The organism is Thalassotalea euphylliae, assembly GCF_003390375.1.
Taxonomy (GTDB): domain Bacteria; phylum Pseudomonadota; class Gammaproteobacteria; order Enterobacterales; family Alteromonadaceae; genus Thalassotalea_F; species Thalassotalea_F euphylliae_A.
Window position 1 is genome coordinate 3,256,970 of the sequence record NZ_QUOT01000001.1, and the last position, 17,491, is coordinate 3,274,460.

Below are 17,491 nucleotides of genomic sequence, written 5' to 3' on the forward strand. Positions count from 1 at the left end.
TATTCGGTAGTGTATCTCCGACTAATAATTTAAATGGTAAGTAGGTTGGTTTTTTGACAATGCGAGTTTGTTTTATTCTATTTATTGTGGCGCTATCTTGGTTATTTGCGTTGCCAAGCAAGGCACAGAGCTTTGAAGCGGTACAAATTTATACCGACAATCAATTACTTGATTTAATCAAAGAAAATAAACATTTGAGTCAAGTGGTGTTAGATGAGTGCCAGCTTGTGCAAGATATTGAAGCACGTGCTGTGAAGGCAAAACTACCATCGTATCAATTTTTATGGGGCGATATGCTGGCCTTTGGCGTTTGCATTGAAAAAGATATTGAACTTGGTCTTTACTACATGCAGCTATCTGCCGATCAAGGGCTGCCTGAAGGGTTAGAGCAGCTTGGCCGTTATCACCATGTAGGAAAGTTTATGCAGCCTGACTTAAACAAAGCCATTATGTATTTAAAAGCGGCTTCTGCATCGAACAATTTAAAAGCGCAATTGCGCCTAGCCGATATTTACAATCAAGGTCATGGCAGCCCGCTAGACTTTCCAGAGCTTTACTCACAGTTACATTACGCGGTAACTGATGATAAAAAGGTGCATAAGCGCATTAGTATGTCATTAGCGAAACTTGCGAATAAAATGCCAGAACATATTGTCGCCAAAGCTAAACGAATAAAATACTAGCTTTTAGTTTTCACAAAATAAGCTAAATAGCTCACTAGAAGTGTTCAACACAGGTTATACTACAAAAAAAATCCTGAGCATTTCATGTGAGCCCAAAAGACCCATTCCTAGAGCGTGAAGCTAATAAATACGAAAAGCCTGTCGCTAGCCGTGAACACCTGTTAGAACTCATCAAATTATCTGCAGTACCTATGACGTATAGCGCCATCGTTAAAAAGCTAGGTTATGGCAAAGACGAAGATCGCAAAATCGGGGTGAAGCGTCGTTTGCGAGCCATGGAAAATGCCGGTCAACTGACGTTCAATAAATTTAAGCAATACGTAATTGCTGATCAAAGTGCCAAGCTGACTGGTAGGGTCATTGGCCATCGCGATGGCTACGGTTTCTTTGCTCCAGATACTGGAGGTAAAGACTTTTTTATTTCCTCACATGAAATGCAGCGAGCGATCCACGGCGATATTGTTGAAGCGATATTGCTTGACCGTACCGATCGCCAAGGCCGCAAAGAGATTAAAATACTCGATGTCATCGAGCCGCGAAAAGCTGGAATTGTAGGTCGCTTTTTTGTTGAAAATCACTTGGCCTTTGTTGTGCCTGATGATGCCCGCATTAACCAAGATATTTTGATTGTGCCCGATGGCAAACTGGGTGCTCGCCACGGCCAAGTGGTGGTGGTTGAAGTGGTGCAACGTCCGAGCAAGCGCAGTAATGCAGTCGGCAAAGTAATTGAAGTACTGGGCGATCACATGGCGCCGGGTATGGAGATAGACATTGCGCTGCGCGAACACGATTTACCACATCAATGGTCGCAAGCGGTAACAGATGAAATAGCTGAGCTTAGCGAAGAAGTTGAAGAGTCTGCTAAACAAGGGCGTGTCGATATACGCGACTTGCCACTTGTGACCATTGATGGTGAAGACGCACGAGACTTTGATGATGCGGTTTACTGCGAGCGTAAAAAGTCAGGTGGTTGGCGCTTGTGGGTGGCAATTGCTGATGTCAGTTATTATGTACGCCCAGGTAGTGGCTTAGATGATGAAGCGATTGCGCGCGGTAATTCGGTGTACTTCCCAAGCCAAGTCATTCCGATGTTGCCAGAAAAGCTTTCCAATGGCTTGTGTTCGCTTAACCCAGATGTTGACCGCCTTTGTATGGTCTGTGAAATGACCATTAGTGAGCGTGGCAAGCTCTCTGGCAGCAAATTTTATCCAGCGGTAATGCGCTCACACGCACGTTTTACTTACACCAAAGTGGCAGCCATTTTAGATGGTGACGAAGCTTTGCGTGAACAATATGCTCCGCGCGTTAGTGAATTAGAAGAGTTACACAAGCTTTACACTGCGCTTAACGATGCCCGCTTAAATCGCGGTGCGATTGCGTTCGAAACGGAAGAGTCGCGTTTTATCTTTAACGCCGACAAAAAAATTGAAGCCATTTTGCCACTAGTGCGCAACGACGCGCACAAAATGATTGAAGAGTGCATGATTTTGGCGAATGTCGCCACGGCGAAGTTCGTTGAAAAACACGCGATGCCAGGTTTGTTCCGCGTGCACGATAAACCTAGTGAAGAGAAGTATAAAAACTTTGTTAGCTATTTAGCTGAATTGGGCATTGCGATGCCGATTTCCCAAGAAGTTGAACCTCGTGATTACAGTGATGTGTTAGCAAAAGTGGCTGGCCGCCCCGATCAAGAGCTGATCCAAACCATGCTATTGCGTTCAATGAAACAAGCGGTTTATCAAAGCGACAATATTGGTCATTTTGGCTTGGCGTTGCAATCATACAGCCACTTCACTTCACCGATTCGTCGCTACCCTGATTTGGTAATTCACCGCGTTATCAAAGCAATTTTAGAAGCACAAGAAAACAACCCAGTGAATGTTGGCTGTTTTAGCTATTCACAAGAGCAAGTTGTCAACTTAGGCGAGCATTGCTCAATGACAGAGCGCCGCGCAGATGATGCGACCCGTGATGTTGCTGATTGGCTAAAATGTGAATATATGCAAGATCATGTCGGTGATGAATTTACTGGTGTGATTTCAACAGTCACCAACTTCGGTATGTTCGTGCGCTTGTCAGACTTACATATTGAAGGCCTAGTGCATATTACTTCGCTTGGCCGCGATTATTATCACTTTGATGACGTTCGCATGTCCCTGACCGGCGAGAAAACGAATACCCGTTACCATGTTGGCGATGTGTTAAAAGTCCAGGTAGCAGCGGTAAATTTGGATGAGAAGAAAATAGATCTGGTCCTTTGCGGTGAAGACGCTGTTATTAAGCGCGCTAAACCCTTACGTGGTGCAAACAAAGGCAGTGCAAACAAAAGTGGTGGTGCGACGAAGGACAAGGGCAAGGCAAAATCGACAGGTCGAGGCGGCGTAAGTTACCAACCTGAGCGTAAGGGTGATAAAGCCGCAGGCAAAAAGCCCAAAAAAGCTAAGGCAAAAAGCGAGCTGCCCAAAAAGGAAAAGTCAAAAGCGGAAAAACGTAAGGCGAGAAAATCTCGACCTGGCAAAAATGCCCGCAAGCGCGCTAAGCAATAGCTTCATATGGCAGTGTCGCTGGCTGCTAGGTGACAAGCGCTAAGCGGAAATTAGCTAAGCCAAAATATTTAGTTAACATCATTTAATTAACAAACACTTAAGACATTAGAATTTAATAAGTCTAATGGCAAAGAAATGGTAAAAGAATGGCAAAAGAAGAAATTGTTTTAGGTATCCACGCGGTTAACGCGCTTATTAAACGCTCACCTGAGCGATTTGTTGAAATGTGGTTACTAAAAGGGCGTGATGATGAGCGCTTATTACCCATTATCAACTTGGCGCGAAAATATGGAATTCCTGTGCAATTGGTGCATCGTAAAGTGCTCGACGACAAAAGCGATGGCGAGCAACATCAAGGGGTAGTAGCACGCGTTAAGCCAGGAAAAACCTATACTGAAAATGATTTGGAAGACATTTTAAGCGAAGCTGAGCGCAACGACGAGTCACCATTTTTACTGATCCTTGATGGCGTAACTGACCCGCATAATTTAGGCGCTTGTTTGCGCAACGCCGATGCCGCGGGCGTTCAGGCGATCATTGTGCCAAAAGACAAAGCGGCGCGTATTACGGCAACAGTGCGCAAAGTTGCTGTTGGTGCGGCGGAAACTGTGCCGTTAGTTCAGGTTACTAATTTAGCACGTACCATGAAGCAATTGCAGCAAATGGGTGTGTGGATTATCGGTACGGCTGGTGAAACGGATACTTGCTTGTACGATGTTAAGCTCGATGGCCCAATGGCACTGGTGATGGGCGCGGAAGGAAAAGGGATGCGTCGTTTAACGCGCGAGCATTGCGATCAGCTTGTTAAGCTGCCAATGGCAGGCAGTGTTTCTAGTTTAAATGTGTCGGTAGCAACGGGTATTTGTTTGTTTGAAATTGTCCGCCAGCGCCGAGCATAGTCTGATTTAGTAGTGTCCAAGCCACAATAAAAAACGCCAGCCTGATTTGTAAATCAGGCTGGCGTTTTTTTTTGTTTCAAGAGCTTCGAGCACAGAGCTTAGAGCTTAAAGCGGCATTACCTTGTCATTAATTTTTAGCTGACCTTGTGCAAAGCTAGCGGTAAAACTCAGCTTACCTTCATCTTTTGTTAATAAGCCTTGCTGTACATAGCCATCAATCATTGGCGATAGGCCAAGTTGTTGGAAGAAAGCTTCTGGGCCAGCGCCATTAGCCTCTAGATTCATAGCCGCAACGACTGACATGGGGTTGTTGATATCGACCAAGTCTTTATTGATGTCTAGTTTAGCTTTGGATGCTAATTTACCATGTTCAGTTACAACACTAAATTCTTCGATGGCGATTTCTGGGCTGTGGTCAAGCATCGCCATAGCAGTTGGAATTAGGCTAGCTAAAGCCTGTTGGGTTGCTACTGATTGCGGATCACCGTTAAACGATTGCGACGCGCGATTAAGTGCTTGAATTGCTTTAATATCAAGGTTACGTATCGCAACTACTAGGTTGCTTTCAGTCACTTTTTTGTCCATGGCTGTGATCTCATCTGCGCCATAAGTTAATGTTAGATCGAGTAGGTCATCGTGCTCTGTGGTATTACCCTCAATATACATATTGTTAATCGCCAACGACTGGCCGTTTGCTTTGTTATCAAATGAAAAGCGTTCAACACTGACACTGAAGTCGCCAACTGAAACAGCATCACCTGAATACATATCTCCAGCAATTAGAGTTTGATCTAATTTGAAAGTTAACGGCAGTACTTCAAGGGCTTTTCCTTGGCCTTTAATTGACAGCCCTTGCCAAACATATTCACCCGTTAATGTGTCGCCACTTAAAGTGAACTCGCCAAGCGATGGTCTGATATTAACTGACTGGTCGACTTCGTCGATATCAAAGGCAAGCGTTTCAAGCCTAGTCGAATAGTTTCCTAACCAAGATAGTACAGAGCTTATTTTGATGTTTTGATTGAGCTGTTCAACAATTTGGGGCTGAGCGGCGAAAAGGGGAATATCGAAACTTGCTTTCGATTTTACCAATGAAAGTTGTAGCCCGCTGGTAGAAATGTTGACAGGACCAAAGGTTAACGACTCTGTTAATACCAGATCAACTGTTGGCATTTCAGGTGCTTGCGTAGCAATTGATAAGGTTGTTACTGCTTCGCCACCAAACCAGTTACGAGTAAATTGATAGTCTTTAACAGCAATAGCTGGATTTTTTTCTATCGAAGCAATGGTGTTTTGGTGGTAAGTCTGAAATGAGTTGCCAACAAAGTAGGGCAGTATGAGGCAGCCAGTTATTGCGATGGCTGCGCCTATGCTCGCTTTTTTCATGATAATTCCCTTATAAAACATTCCTTGGTATGCAAACGTGTAAGTTTTGCAAACAGGCAACAACAGTACGACAAAAACATAGTTTAGGCAAACAAAAATCTAGTGCTTTCATGGGCTTGTAGATTTCATTAACGGCTCAAATATCATACTTGCCTCTAAACTCGGCAGGGTGAAAATCACTCAAGCTCAGTTCATTATCTGAACACGCCAATGCATTGGGCGTTATCCGCTGAATGTTTCACTATTTGTGGGGTGTAATATCTAAGCCCATTTAGTAGATTTATATAGGGAATAATGGCTTGGTGATGTGATTTATCGCTGAACTTTCACGGCATATGCCTTACTATTCATGTCAGTTTTAAATTTGATATTGAAATAATTAGTGGCCTAAGTATTCAGGTTATTAAGTTACTGGGAATAATTGATGAAGAAAATATTAATTACTGGCGCGGCAACTGGCTTTGGTCGCGAAACCGCTATCGCATTGGCAAAACGAGGTCATCAAGTTATCGCTGCAACTTACGATGAAAATCAAGCAGAGTCGCTAACTGAATTTTCAAAATCGCAAAACGTTGAGCTTCAAATTATTAAGCTTGATATAACTAATCCTGATGATGTCGAACAGGTAAAATCGTTCGATCTTGATGTGTTAATCAATAATGCCGGTATCGGTGAAGGTGGCGCGTTAGTGGAAGTGCCATTAGAACGCATTCGTAACAACCTTGAAACCAACGTGATTGGTACGATTGCTATGATTCAAGCGGCAGCTCCAAAAATGATGGCTAAGAAAAAAGGTACCATTATTATTGTTACGTCGTTAGTTGGTCGTATTCCATTGCCATTCTTGTCGCCTTATTCGATGACTAAGTTCGCGCTAGAAAGTGCGGGCGCTGGTTTGTCAGAAGAGTTGGCACCATTTGGAGTTAATGTTTCTATGATTGAGCCAGGTCCATACGGTACTGGCTTTAACGAAGCCAATATGGAGAAGAAATTCTCTTGGATGAAACCTGATTCGCTTTATAGCGATCACAAAGATTATATTGCCGAAGTAGAGCAAAAGTCAGTGTTAAATATGCAGAACGACAATATTCAACCTGTTATTGATGCTATGGTTAAAGCCGCCGAGCACGACAAGCCTAAACTGCGCTATGCTGTGCCTAAGTGGATGGGACTAGCCGTTAATGTAATGCGTGGTTTTGGTAAATAAAGGCTCTAATAAAAACAACCTTTCCCTGCGACAAAGCCGTTTAACAAGAAGCGGCTTTTATTTTTGCCTGAAGTTTTTGGCGAGCGTTTGCAGTTGGGCTAAGCAAGCTAGCAACAGTAACTCTTCCCAATTTTGTACACAAATACTTTTAATTGGCAGCGCTCCCTATTATCCTTACAAAGTTTGTGGCATTGAAAAGGATTTTATGCTGAACACTTTATTACATCGTGCGACCCTTGAGTGTAGCTTTGCAAGTTGTCATAGCTGCCCTAGTGATTGCACCAGTATCGATGCATTAGCAGCCTCAATTGGCTGCTTTTTTAGATCTCACCTTGTTAGTCAAATAGGTAGCTATAAGTGACTTCAAATAATTCGTCGGCAACTACTCAAGTGATTGAGCAAGTTGAGCAAGATATTGAACGACGTTCACTTAACGGATGTTATATCTATTTATTAGGCTGGCTAGCGATAGGAATTGGCACTGATTTTTATCGCGAGCAGAGCGAATGGTTTTATGGCATTGCTGGCGCATTATTATTGCTCGGCGCTTTTCGTATTGTCTTTTACTTTAGCTCGAAATCACTAAAGCAATATAGCCATAAAGTTTGGTGGTTATTGTTGCGTGCAAGTGTGCTGCTGCCCTGTCTTATTTTCAGCTCTGTATTCGCGCTCTCTATGTTGCTACCAAAATTTGAGCCTTTGTTTATCTACGTCTTTATGACGATATTTGCGTTAGTAAGTAGTGGAACGGTGACCTATTCCCTAGATAAGTCTTTGTACACTAGTTACCTAGCATCAAATACGGTGATTCCAATTATCACTGTGGTGCTAATGTCGGACTCTGTAGTGGCTCAACTTGAAGTTGGTATGCTGTTTTTTTACAGCATTTATATGTTATTTCAAGGGCGACAGTTGAACAAAGAATACCTAGAAAAATTAACTCAGAAGCAAACCTTAAAAGAGCTATCAATAAAAGATGCGTTAACCGGCATATATAACCGCCGCCACTTTGATCAGTACCTAGCACATGCATGGGATGCAAATATGCGCCGCCAAACAACCTTGTCGATTGTAATTGTTGATATTGATTACTTTAAGAAAGTGAATGATCGGTATGGTCATCCTGCGGGTGACGAAACTATTAAGCACATTGCCAGCGCGATGAAGTCAACATTCCAACGAGATACCGATATTGTTGCGCGTATAGGGGGGGAAGAGTTTGCGGTTATCGTTACTGGTACCGAGCAAACTGACGTGTTTAACCTAGTAGAAGCGCTACGTGAAGAGATCAGTTCCTCGACGATTTATTTTAATCAACATGACTTTTCAGTCTCCGTGAGTGCAGGAATTTATTCATTAGTACCTGGTCAACAAAGCAGCGCCAGTAATTTGATGAGCGGCGCCGATAAGGCACTTTATCAAGCGAAAGCTAATGGTCGAAACTGCACGGTAATTAATAAGGGTTAGGCTTAGCTAACGCCAATAGTTAGTGAGTTGTTGTCTATACGGTAATTAACACGCGTTTTTTCTCGCGCCGTACTTGCCTTCCTTGGTTATTTTCCCTACAATACGCGACCTTAAATCAGCCGCAAGTTTTGTTCCTTGCCTCAACACTGGTGTTGGCTGAGCCAGATACGAGGCTACAACCGTAAGGAGCTCGTAATGCGTCATTACGAAATCGTATTTATGGTTCACCCTGATCAGAGTGAACAAGTACCTGGCATGATCCAGCGTTACTCAGACATGATCACAGCTGCTGAAGGCTCAATCACACGTCTTGAAGACTGGGGTCGTCGTCAATTAGCTTACCCAATCAACAAACTACACAAGGCACACTACGTTTTAATGAACGTTGAAGCGCCTCAGTCAGTTATTGATGAATTAGAAACTTCTTTCCGTTACAACGACGTGGTTCTACGTAACATGATCATGCGCACTAAAGGCGCGGTAACTGAAGCGTCTCCTATGGCGACTGCTAAAGATGACCGTCGCGAAGCTAAGAAAGAGGTTACTGAAAAGCCAGCTGAAGCTCCTAAGAAAGAAGAAGCTGCTGCTGAATAATTAGTAATCCGTGACTAACAGCTTCGTTCTTGTTGGTAATGTGGCAAGCTCACTGAAATTATCAACTAGCCCTGCGGGGGTTCACCACTGTCAGTTTAGTATCGAACATCGTTCAATCCAGGTTGAAGATGGCTTAAGCCGACAAGCATTCGTTAGAATGAAAGTGGTCGCAACAGGCGAATGGTCACAACGATTAGCAAGTGAATTAATTGAGGGCATGCAAATTCAAGTGACAGGTTTTATTAACCGTCATGAGTCAAGAACCGGAAATCCAGTACTTGCCTTGCATGCTCAACAGATTGAAATGATTTGATTCGATGATTGTTTAATTGAGTGTTTGCTCAGTAAGCAACATCAATGATTAGGAGAAATCCCATGTCACGTTTTTTTAGACGTCGTAAGTTCTGCCGCTTCTCAGCGGAAGGTGCTGCGCAAATCGATTACAAAGATATCGCAACACTAAAAAACTACATCACTGAAAGTGGTAAAATCGTACCTAGCCGTATCACTGGTACAAGTGCTAAATACCAACGCCAACTAGCTACTGCTATCAAGCGTGCACGTTACTTAGCACTATTACCATACACTGATTTACACAAGTAACCTAAAGGGGCATTAAGATGGAAGTTATCCTTCTAGACAAAATCGCCAAGTTAGGCGGCCTTGGTGACAAGGTGACGGTAAAGTCTGGTTACGCACGTAACTACTTACTACCAAAAGGTAAAGCTGTATTCGCTTCTAAAGCTAACGTTGAGCACTTTGAAGCTCGTCGTGCAGACTTAGAAAAGCAACTAGCTGAAGCTTTAGCTGCTGCTGAAGCACGTGCTGCTAAAGTAACTGAGCTTGCAGAAGTGACTATCGCTTCTAAAGCTGGTGACGAAGGCAAGCTATTCGGCTCTATCGGTACTAAAGATATTGCTGATGCTATCACTGAAGCTGGTGTTGAAGTTGTTAAATCAGAAGTTCGCATGCCTCACGGTTCAATCCGTGAAACTGGCGAATTCGAAATCGCACTTCACTTACACACAGATGTAGACGTTAACGTTAAAGTTGTTGTAATCGCTCAAGCATAATTTGCTTTGTAGATAACAACGACACGTTAATAAAAAAACACCATGTGCCTCGGCCATGGTGTTTTTTTATGCCTATAGATAAAGACAAAGATATAAATAAGCTGAATTAATTGGCGAATACCTCGGTCGTTATACCAATTGGTAAGGAAAACCTGTACCGAGTTAAATATCAATACTATAACTTATTAAACGGAGTTAATTTTGTCAGAGGCTGCTGTGCCGCATATTTTCCAGCATACATTAAAAGCGGTTATTAAACGGTTTGAACTTGGGGCTTTGCTACTTTATTTGGCAAGCGTTGCTTTTGCGCTGGGTGCAATTTGGTTTGAACAAAATCAGCAAGCTGAAGCAATAATGCAGGCGACTAATCAATGGTATCCTGCTTCTCTGGTTGAAATCTTTAATATTGAGTCGGGTTTACCGCTTTATCACGAGCAGTTGTCTTCATCTGATTTCACCTTGTTAAGAGAGGTGAGCAACGACACCTTAACCTTGGTTTTTATCCATCCATTCTATCTACTCGTTAGTTCGTGGCTGTTTATTGCATTTAATATCGTTTTTGTTGCTTTTGTGGTGGCAATTCGTGGCAGCTTATCAAAAACACTCACTTTATCTTTTGACCCGATTCACGCATTGGAGAATTGGGTTGCCTTGTCACGCATTCATGGCAAATATCAACCAATCCAAGCGAAAGAGCCGATCAGTGAGTCAATTGCAGAGCTTTTACAGAAGCTGCAAGAAGCAAAAGCGAGTCAAGGTCAGGCAGAGCTACAAATTCGTGAAAGACTTTTATTAGAGCCTGAAACAGGGGTTGGTAATCGAGAATTTTTCAACAATCGCCTAGATGCACTGCTCAAAGAAGAAGATTCAAGAGGCTGTGTCATGCTAGTTTGTTTTAAAGATTTCGATACGGTCCAAACTGCTTATGGCGCGCAGCAAGCACTTGATATTGTCGAACAAGCTATTGGCTTGATTCAAAAACGCCTTGTTAACTTTAATAACTATTTTATTGCACGCCCGAATGAAGCTGAACTGGCTCTATTGCTACCCGGTTTTTACGCAGATGAAGCAGAAAAGCTTGCTAATCGCGTACTCGCGAGTATTAGCCAAGTGCCATTACCGATTGGTGTTGCTCAAGAAGAGTTTGTTCATATGGGGGTTGTTTGTTTTGCGGGCGACAATCAAGCCTACAAAGTGATGGCTGAAGCGGATATGGCATTGCGCAATGCGCAGCTGCAAGGCCCATCGCAATGGTTTATGTATGACACAGGAGAAGTCGCAGCGGAAACCGCGAAAGGCTCACTAAAGTGGCGTACATTTTTAGAGCGGGCCATTGAGAAAAATGCCTTTGTTATCTTCTTTCAACCTGTCATAGCAAGCCAAAGCGATCAAATTCTTCATCACGAAGTTTTGTCAAAAGTGCGCGATAGCCAAGGGCAATTAACCAGTGCACGCGTTTTCCTGCCTATGGCGCAAAAATGTGGTTTAAGTGCCAAAATCGATCTGTTGGTATTTGAACAAGTGTGCCGTTTATTGCAGTACGAGAGTAAACAGCCCGATGCATGCAGTTTGAATCTCTCGATAGATGCTTTGCTTGACGAACAATTTATCGAAGCAATGTTTATTAAATTAGCGCAGGTACCGGACATTGCCAATCGGTTAATTATTGAAATTAGCGAATATCATTTAGTCACGCATTTAAATAAATTAGCACCGGTAGTGGGGCTTTTGGATGAGCTGGGCGTAAAAATACTGGCTGATAAAGTAGGGCAATATGTGGTGAGTACTGATTACTTAAGAGACTGCCCGATCAGTTATATTAAATTGCATCGCAGTATTGTTTATCTAGTGCACGAAAAAATGGAAAATCAGGTTTTTATTCAAAGCTTAAAAGCACGCTGCTTGCAACATGGTGTAAAAATTTATGCGCTGGGTGTTGAAAGTAAGGAAGAGTGGCGCACCTTAGTTCATCTTGGTGTAACTGGCGGTCAAGGGCACTTCTTTACTGAACCTGTGGCGCAGATGGCAAATGCGATTGTACTGCCTTAATAAATTCGTTTGGTAGTAATCCTCGTTCTATCTGGCCGCCAAGGCCTTGCAGTCCGCCAGTGTGCAGTAATACAATTTTGTGGCCTGCTGGAAAGTACCCTTGTGCGATCAAATCCAACAGCGCTAATACTATTTTCCCTGAGTAGATTGGTTCAAATGGGACGCCCGTTTGCGCGATAAACTCAGCTAAACGCAAGCAATCTTGGTCACTAAATTTTCCATAACCACCGCGATGAAATTCGGTTAGTAGCTGCCAATTATTGAAAGTCTTAGCCGTTTGATTTTGACTAGTTGAGAGTAGTTGATTGATATTGTTACGTAAATAGTCAGCCTGTTTCAGTACTGCAATCCCGAGAATTTGGTGTTGGCACTGATCAGCGTTGATAATGCCAGCGATGGTGCCGCCGCTGCCAACGGGTAACATTAAAGTGTCAAAGCTTATCTGCTGATTTAGCTCCTCCACTAACTCCGCGAGCCCAGATAATGCCAATTGATTACTGCCGCCTTCTGGCACAATTAAATAGTCTGGAAATTGTGTCGCGAGTGCAGCTAGATACTCAGCCTGTTCTCGTTGACGATAGGTTTGGCGATCGACAAATATGGGTTCCAGCCCCCAATGCATTGCCCAGCTCAAGGTGTAATTGGTCAGGTATTCAGGTTCACCTCGAATAACTGCCTTTGCTGCTAATTCTTGTTGCTGACAGGCATAGGCTAGAGCGTGCAAATGATTTGAATAAGCGCCGCCAAAACTCAGTATGCCTTTTAATCCCTTTGCTTTGGCATAGGATAAATTGCCCTTTAGTTTACGCCATTTATTACCAGAGATAATCGGATGAATCAGGTCATCGCGCTTGATATATACCTCAATTTGATGTGCCTTAAATAGTGGGTGTTCGATGATTTGCAGTGGAGACATAAGTGATAATCGATGGGCTAAACACACTAAACGAGCGGCTAGACGACTAGTAAATAGACGCTTATTGAGGCAATTATTTAGCTAAGTTGAAGCATAAGTATAGTTATTGTCTCAAGTGACGATATCGAAAGTAAAGTGGGGTAACTTATTCTCAATATCTAAAATGCGTGAATTAAACTCCGTATTAGGTGCTGCTAAGCGATTCATTTACTGCCTAGAGAAACGTGACTTAAAGCTTGTTTTTGTTGCTAAAAAACTTGCGCATCAAAGGGAATAAGGGATAATGAAGCTGTATAGCTGTACCGTACTGGAATAAAAAATAAGAACCATTGGATGTCGTTAACCTCTAAATTCTCTAAGCTGTTTCGCGGCAAAAAAGTCGCACACCAAGTTGGCTTGGCATTTCGACATGATGCCTTGGCAGTTTGTTATGCCACCGATCAAGGCGATTACCATTATCACCAGTTTCCTGTAACTAATGGCGATCAATTGGCGGCACTTGAACAATTTGCTAGCGAAGGCAAGTTAAGTGCCGAAGGTCATTTAGTCTTGGCGCCCGCGCAATATCAAATCGTGCAAGTAGACAAACCGAATGTACCGACTGATGAGATTCTTAGCGCTTTAAAATGGCAGATCAAAGACCTAGTGACTATCCCGCCTGAGGAAATGATCCTCGACTATTTCTCTGGTCCAACGCTATCAGGTGGTGCAGAAAAGATTAACGTTGTGGTTTCAACTAAATCAGCGTTACAGGCAATTGTTGAGAAGATGTCGGGTAGCATCGTTGAGCTCACGACAATTTCCACTGAAGAATTTGCGTTTGCTAGCTTAGTGCCATTTCAAGAGCACGCCGTATTGCTTGTCTGTCAGCAGCCAAATGAAGAAGTGGTGATTTTAATCGTCAAACACGGACGTATCTTCTTCCATCGACGCCTTCGAGGTTATGCCCAACTGGCAAGTAAAACCATGGAAGAGCTTTCGTTTGGTGCGATAGATTCGTTAAGCCTTGAAATTCAGCGCTCCTCTGACTACTTTGAACGCCAATTAAAGCAAGCACCAATTAAAGAAATTCAAGTGATTCTGCCAATAAAAACGCAGAATTATATCGTCACTAAGCTGGCAGAAAATACTAATACGCCGGTTAATGCATTTGTTTTTAGTGAGCAGCATCAAGACAAAGCCATGTATGCAGCGGCTATTGGCGCGAGCCAGTTGGCATCGAGCCAAACAAGTAGCGAGGAGCAAGTGACTCATGATTAAGTCATCAATCAACTTGCTGCAAGCGGAGTTAGTGCCGAAGAAACCTTGGTTAAGTTTACCAACGGTTATTACTATTTGGGGACTGACGCTAATTGTGATGTTTGCTGGTGCTAGTTATAGCCATTGGCAACAGTCAAAAACAGCGCAAGAGTTGGCAAGGCTAAATCAGCAGAATCAGCAGTTTAATGATCAATTAGAGCAGTTGAAGGCGCAACAAATCTCCGCTAAAGCTGACAGTCAACTAACCGCTGAACTGGCGAGCTTAAAAACACTTACCAGAAACAAGCGCTATTTATATGGGCACCTCACCAATACAGAGTATTCTTACATTGGTGGTTTTGCGTCTGCCATGGCTGAGCTTTCACAATTACATAACCCTAACATTAGCCTGACTCATATTAATATTCAGGAACGTCAATTTTATTTTGCGGGCATGGCACGTCAAGCGAGTGCTGTACCGCGTTGGTTAGCCAATTTTGAAAAGTCACAAGTATTGTCTGGGCAGGTATTTCAGCAAATGCGTTTGATAGAATCTGATGACAAGCTTATTTCATTTCAGGTGAGCTCAACGGACAACTTGGTTGAGGAGACTGAATAATGGAACAATGGCTTCAATATCAAGAGAAATTTTTACTGCTCACTAAGCGTGAAAAAAACATTATCTTATTTGGCGGTTTATTTCTGATTTTGTATTTGGGCTTTACCTTTGCAATCGAGCCTAATATCAAAAGAGTACAGCAAGAAAGTGCGAGAATTAAAGACCTAAAAATTTCAATTAATGCAGCACAAGCCTCGATCAATATTTATCAAGAAGCACTGATTACAGACCCAAATGAGGCTGTTAGCAAAGAAATTGAACAGCAAAAAGCCTTACTTAGTAATATTGATGAAGAGTTATTAACACTAACGTCAGAGTTGATTAACCCAGTGCAAATGCGAATTGCTTTGGTTGAGTTATTGGCGTTGCAGCCTGGTGTGTCACTGTCATCCTTTGAAGTGATTGCGCCAAGTGAATTATTTATTGCTAATCAAGCTCAAGACAAAGCAAACGACCTAAATCAAGCTGGTGAAAACGCTACTGGTAATAATAGTGCTGTTTCGGAAGGTAGCGCTGAACAAGCCGCTGGAAATGGTGATGAAACTGTCGCCTTGTATCGCCACGGCATAAAGCTGACATTAACGGGGCGTTACAGTGCGCTTCAGGCATACTTAGCAGAGCTTGAGCAATTGCAATGGAAGTTTTTCTGGCAAGAGTTTGATTTAAAAGTGACAGAATACCCAAACAATGAGTTATCGGTAACGTTATACAGTTTGAGTACGGCAAGGGAATTTATTGGTGTTTAAAGTAGTGAGTAAAAAGCAGGTATTTAGCCAACTCAGCCTTGCTCTAGTCATTGCATCGAGTTTCGCTGTGGCTAACGCTTCGAGCGATCCAACTCGGCCTTTAGTAGCAGGTTTAGCATCAGCGAATGTCGACTCAGCGACGCGTAAGCCTGGCGAATTAGTCTTGCAATCAATTATTTCGCCATCAACAGGTACTTCGCCTCAAGGCGGGAGTGCAGTGCAGCATAAAGCAATTATTAGTGGTCAACTTGTTAGCCTAGGCGAGCAAGTTGACGGTTATCAGGTTATCGATATTAGTGAGCGACAGGTTGTTCTTCAATCGGAAGATAAAAGCAAAGAGTTAGTGTTGTTTTCTCGTTCTGTCGTGACATACAAATAAAAGAAGTTATTATGAAAAAGTCTCCCATTTATCTGTTTGTAACAAGCTCATTAGTTGCCTTGGCAGGCTGTACTTCGGTACCAGATAAACCGACATTTATTGAGCAAGAACTCGACAAAGCCATGGCAGATAAGTCTGCTGCTGATAAACGCAAGCCATTGACTCAATTGCCAAATGCGGTTCAGCAAGAATTAATGCAGCAAACCATGAACAATGCCAAAGCGTCATTGTTAGCCGAAAAGCGTTTAGATATTGCCGCCGTTGATGTTGATGCTAAAGCCTTTTTTGCCGCTTTAGTGGAAGACTCAAACTATAGCGCAGCGGTGCATCCAGAAGTTGCGGGCAATATCACGTTGAACCTTAAAGATGTCACGATTGATGAGGCTTTAGTTGTATTGCAAGACCTTTATGGTTTCGACATTAAACGCTTTGGCAAAGTGATTCAGGTGTACCCAGCGGGTATGCGCACTGAAACGATCCCATTAAATTACCTGTTCGTTAAGCGTTATGGCACTTCGAGCACCAGTATTAACTCTGGTGGCGTTTCTGAAAACGATCCAGACAGTGGTAATAACAGCAATAGTAGCTTCAACAATAGCGGTAGCAACAGTAACAGTAATAACCGCTCAAGCAATAATAACCAAAACGGCAGCAGTGGTATCAACCTCTATACCGAGAACGAATCTGATTTTTGGACAGAATTGAAAGATACATTGGAATCACTTGTTGGTACAGAAGATGGTCGTTCTGTTATTGTTTCTCCGCAGGCTGGTTTAGTCACTGTGCGAGCGTTTCCTGGCGAAATTAAATCAGTTAAGAAGTTTATCGACGATACGCAAAAACACTTGCGTCGCCAAGTCATCATTGAAGCGAAAATCATGGAAGTGACGTTAAATGATGATTATCAACAGGGTATTCGCTGGGACAATGTCTTAAGTCATGTTGAAAGTACAGATCTAAACTTCTCAACCACAGGCAATATTGCTGGCAATACCATTTCGTCAGCGTTGGGTGGCACTACTTCAATTAGCTTTTTAAATGCTGATTTTTCAGGGGTTATTGAGCTGCTGCAAACGCAAGGTAATGTGCAGGTGTTATCAAGCCCGAGAATTACTGCGACTAATAATCAAAAAGCGGTGATTAAAGTTGGTGAAGATGAATACTTTGTTACCGATGTATCAAGTACAACGACAACGGGAACATCAACAACGGTTACGCCAGAAATTGACCTAACACCGTTCTTCTCAGGTATTGCTTTAGATGTCACACCACAAATTGATGCAAATGGTGAAGTGATTTTGCATGTTCACCCGTCGGTAACCTTGACGCAAGAGCAGTTAAAAACGGTGACCATCAACCAAGAAGATGTTGTACTGCCGCTGGCACAAAGTAGTGTTCGTGAGTCAGATACAATTATTAGAGCTAAATCGGGTGAAATCGTTGTCATTGGCGGCTTGATAGAAACCAGAAAAGTCGATTTAGAGTCGAAAACACCATTACTAGGCGATATTCCGCTGATGGGCGAGTTGTTTAAGAGCAAATCGCAATCAACTCAGAAGAAAGAGCTAGTGATCATGCTCAAGCCGGTAGTGATTGGCCAAGATACTTGGCAAGATCAGCTGCAAGAAGCACGCGCCTTATTGAAGCAATGGTTTCCTGAAAGCGAATAATAATGTTGGCAGTGTGCT

General features: G+C 42.8%; 17 protein-coding genes. 15 read left to right on the forward strand and 2 right to left on the reverse strand.

The genetic code is table 11. The features are described from left to right. Positions 1–59 precede the first annotated feature (59 nt). From DXX94_RS14345 to rlmB, 3 genes are all read left to right on the forward strand, one after another. Positions 60–683: a tetratricopeptide repeat protein gene (locus DXX94_RS14345; RefSeq protein WP_116016918.1), complete on the forward strand. Its 624-nt coding sequence runs from the start codon at positions 60–62 to the stop codon at positions 681–683. Between the two features lie 86 nt (positions 684–769). Continuing rightward, positions 770–3,229 carry a ribonuclease R gene (gene rnr / locus DXX94_RS14350; protein WP_116016920.1) on the forward strand — a complete coding sequence of 820 codons (2,460 nt, stop codon included), beginning with the start codon at positions 770–772 and terminating at the stop codon, positions 3,227–3,229. A gap of 146 nt (positions 3,230–3,375) precedes the next feature. Next, positions 3,376–4,128 carry a 23S rRNA (guanosine(2251)-2'-O)-methyltransferase RlmB gene (rlmB, locus tag DXX94_RS14355; protein WP_116016922.1) on the forward strand — a complete coding sequence of 251 codons (753 nt, stop codon included), beginning with the start codon at positions 3,376–3,378 and terminating at the stop codon, positions 4,126–4,128. Positions 4,129–4,233: 105 nt separating this feature from the next. On the opposite strand, the gene DXX94_RS14360 is transcribed toward rlmB, so the two are convergent. Next, positions 4,234–5,514: a DUF945 family protein gene (locus DXX94_RS14360; RefSeq protein WP_181901567.1), complete on the reverse strand. Its 1,281-nt coding sequence runs from the start codon at positions 5,512–5,514 to the stop codon at positions 4,234–4,236. Between the two features lie 424 nt (positions 5,515–5,938). Here DXX94_RS14360 and DXX94_RS14365 point away from each other — a divergent pair, with 424 nt between their 5' ends. The 7 genes from DXX94_RS14365 (at position 5,939) to DXX94_RS14400 (ending at position 11,904) form a co-directional block, all read left to right on the forward strand. Next, positions 5,939–6,721, forward strand: coding sequence for an SDR family NAD(P)-dependent oxidoreductase (locus tag DXX94_RS14365; RefSeq protein WP_116016926.1), 783 nt, complete (start codon positions 5,939–5,941; stop codon positions 6,719–6,721). 357 nt (positions 6,722–7,078) lie between these two features. Beyond that, positions 7,079–8,188 (forward strand): GGDEF domain-containing protein, encoded by a 1,110-nt coding sequence (locus tag DXX94_RS14375; protein WP_116016930.1) that lies wholly within the window; start codon positions 7,079–7,081, stop codon positions 8,186–8,188. Positions 8,189–8,383: 195 nt separating this feature from the next. After that, a complete protein-coding gene (gene rpsF, locus DXX94_RS14380; RefSeq protein ID WP_116009229.1) occupies positions 8,384–8,782 on the forward strand; it encodes a 30S ribosomal protein S6 in 399 nt (132 codons plus the stop codon). 10 nt (positions 8,783–8,792) lie between these two features. After that, entirely contained in the window at positions 8,793–9,095 is a 303-nt protein-coding gene (priB, locus tag DXX94_RS14385; protein ID WP_116016932.1) for a primosomal replication protein N, read from the forward strand. A 62-nt stretch (positions 9,096–9,157) separates the two neighbouring features. Then, the gene (rpsR, locus tag DXX94_RS14390; protein ID WP_116001469.1) at positions 9,158–9,385 is read left to right on the forward strand and encodes a 30S ribosomal protein S18; all 228 of its coding nucleotides are present in this window, start codon (positions 9,158–9,160) and stop codon (positions 9,383–9,385) included. Positions 9,386–9,402: 17 nt separating this feature from the next. Beyond that, entirely contained in the window at positions 9,403–9,855 is a 453-nt protein-coding gene (gene rplI, locus DXX94_RS14395) for a 50S ribosomal protein L9 (RefSeq protein ID WP_116001468.1), read from the forward strand. Between the two features lie 201 nt (positions 9,856–10,056). Beyond that, positions 10,057–11,904, forward strand: coding sequence for an EAL domain-containing protein (locus DXX94_RS14400; protein WP_116016934.1), 1,848 nt, complete (start codon positions 10,057–10,059; stop codon positions 11,902–11,904). Here the strand turns inward: DXX94_RS14400 and DXX94_RS14405 are convergent. Further along, a complete protein-coding gene (locus tag DXX94_RS14405; RefSeq protein ID WP_116016936.1) occupies positions 11,858–12,820 on the reverse strand; it encodes a 1-aminocyclopropane-1-carboxylate deaminase/D-cysteine desulfhydrase in 963 nt (320 codons plus the stop codon). The two genes, DXX94_RS14400 and DXX94_RS14405, sit on opposite strands and share 47 nt — an antisense overlap. 333 nt (positions 12,821–13,153) lie before the next feature. Here DXX94_RS14405 and DXX94_RS14410 point away from each other — a divergent pair, with 333 nt between their 5' ends. From DXX94_RS14410 to mshL, 5 genes are read left to right on the forward strand one after another with little or no spacing between them, the layout of a single operon-like run. After that, the gene (locus DXX94_RS14410) at positions 13,154–14,080 is read left to right on the forward strand and encodes a hypothetical protein (RefSeq protein WP_116016938.1); all 927 of its coding nucleotides are present in this window, start codon (positions 13,154–13,156) and stop codon (positions 14,078–14,080) included. Continuing rightward, positions 14,073–14,678: a PilN domain-containing protein gene (locus tag DXX94_RS14415; protein ID WP_116016940.1), complete on the forward strand. Its 606-nt coding sequence runs from the start codon at positions 14,073–14,075 to the stop codon at positions 14,676–14,678. Before DXX94_RS14410 ends, DXX94_RS14415 begins: the two co-directional genes overlap by 8 nt. After that, the gene (locus DXX94_RS14420) at positions 14,678–15,424 is read left to right on the forward strand and encodes a hypothetical protein (protein WP_116016942.1); all 747 of its coding nucleotides are present in this window, start codon (positions 14,678–14,680) and stop codon (positions 15,422–15,424) included. The genes DXX94_RS14415 and DXX94_RS14420 overlap by 1 nt, the downstream gene beginning before the upstream one ends. Further along, positions 15,417–15,803, forward strand: coding sequence for a hypothetical protein (locus tag DXX94_RS14425; RefSeq protein WP_116016944.1), 387 nt, complete (start codon positions 15,417–15,419; stop codon positions 15,801–15,803). The genes DXX94_RS14420 and DXX94_RS14425 overlap by 8 nt, the downstream gene beginning before the upstream one ends. 11 nt (positions 15,804–15,814) lie before the next feature. Continuing rightward, complete coding sequence (gene mshL / locus DXX94_RS14430) at positions 15,815–17,473, forward strand: pilus (MSHA type) biogenesis protein MshL (RefSeq protein WP_116016946.1); 1,659 nt, start codon at positions 15,815–15,817, stop codon at positions 17,471–17,473. The last annotated feature ends 18 nt before the right edge of the window (positions 17,474–17,491 follow it).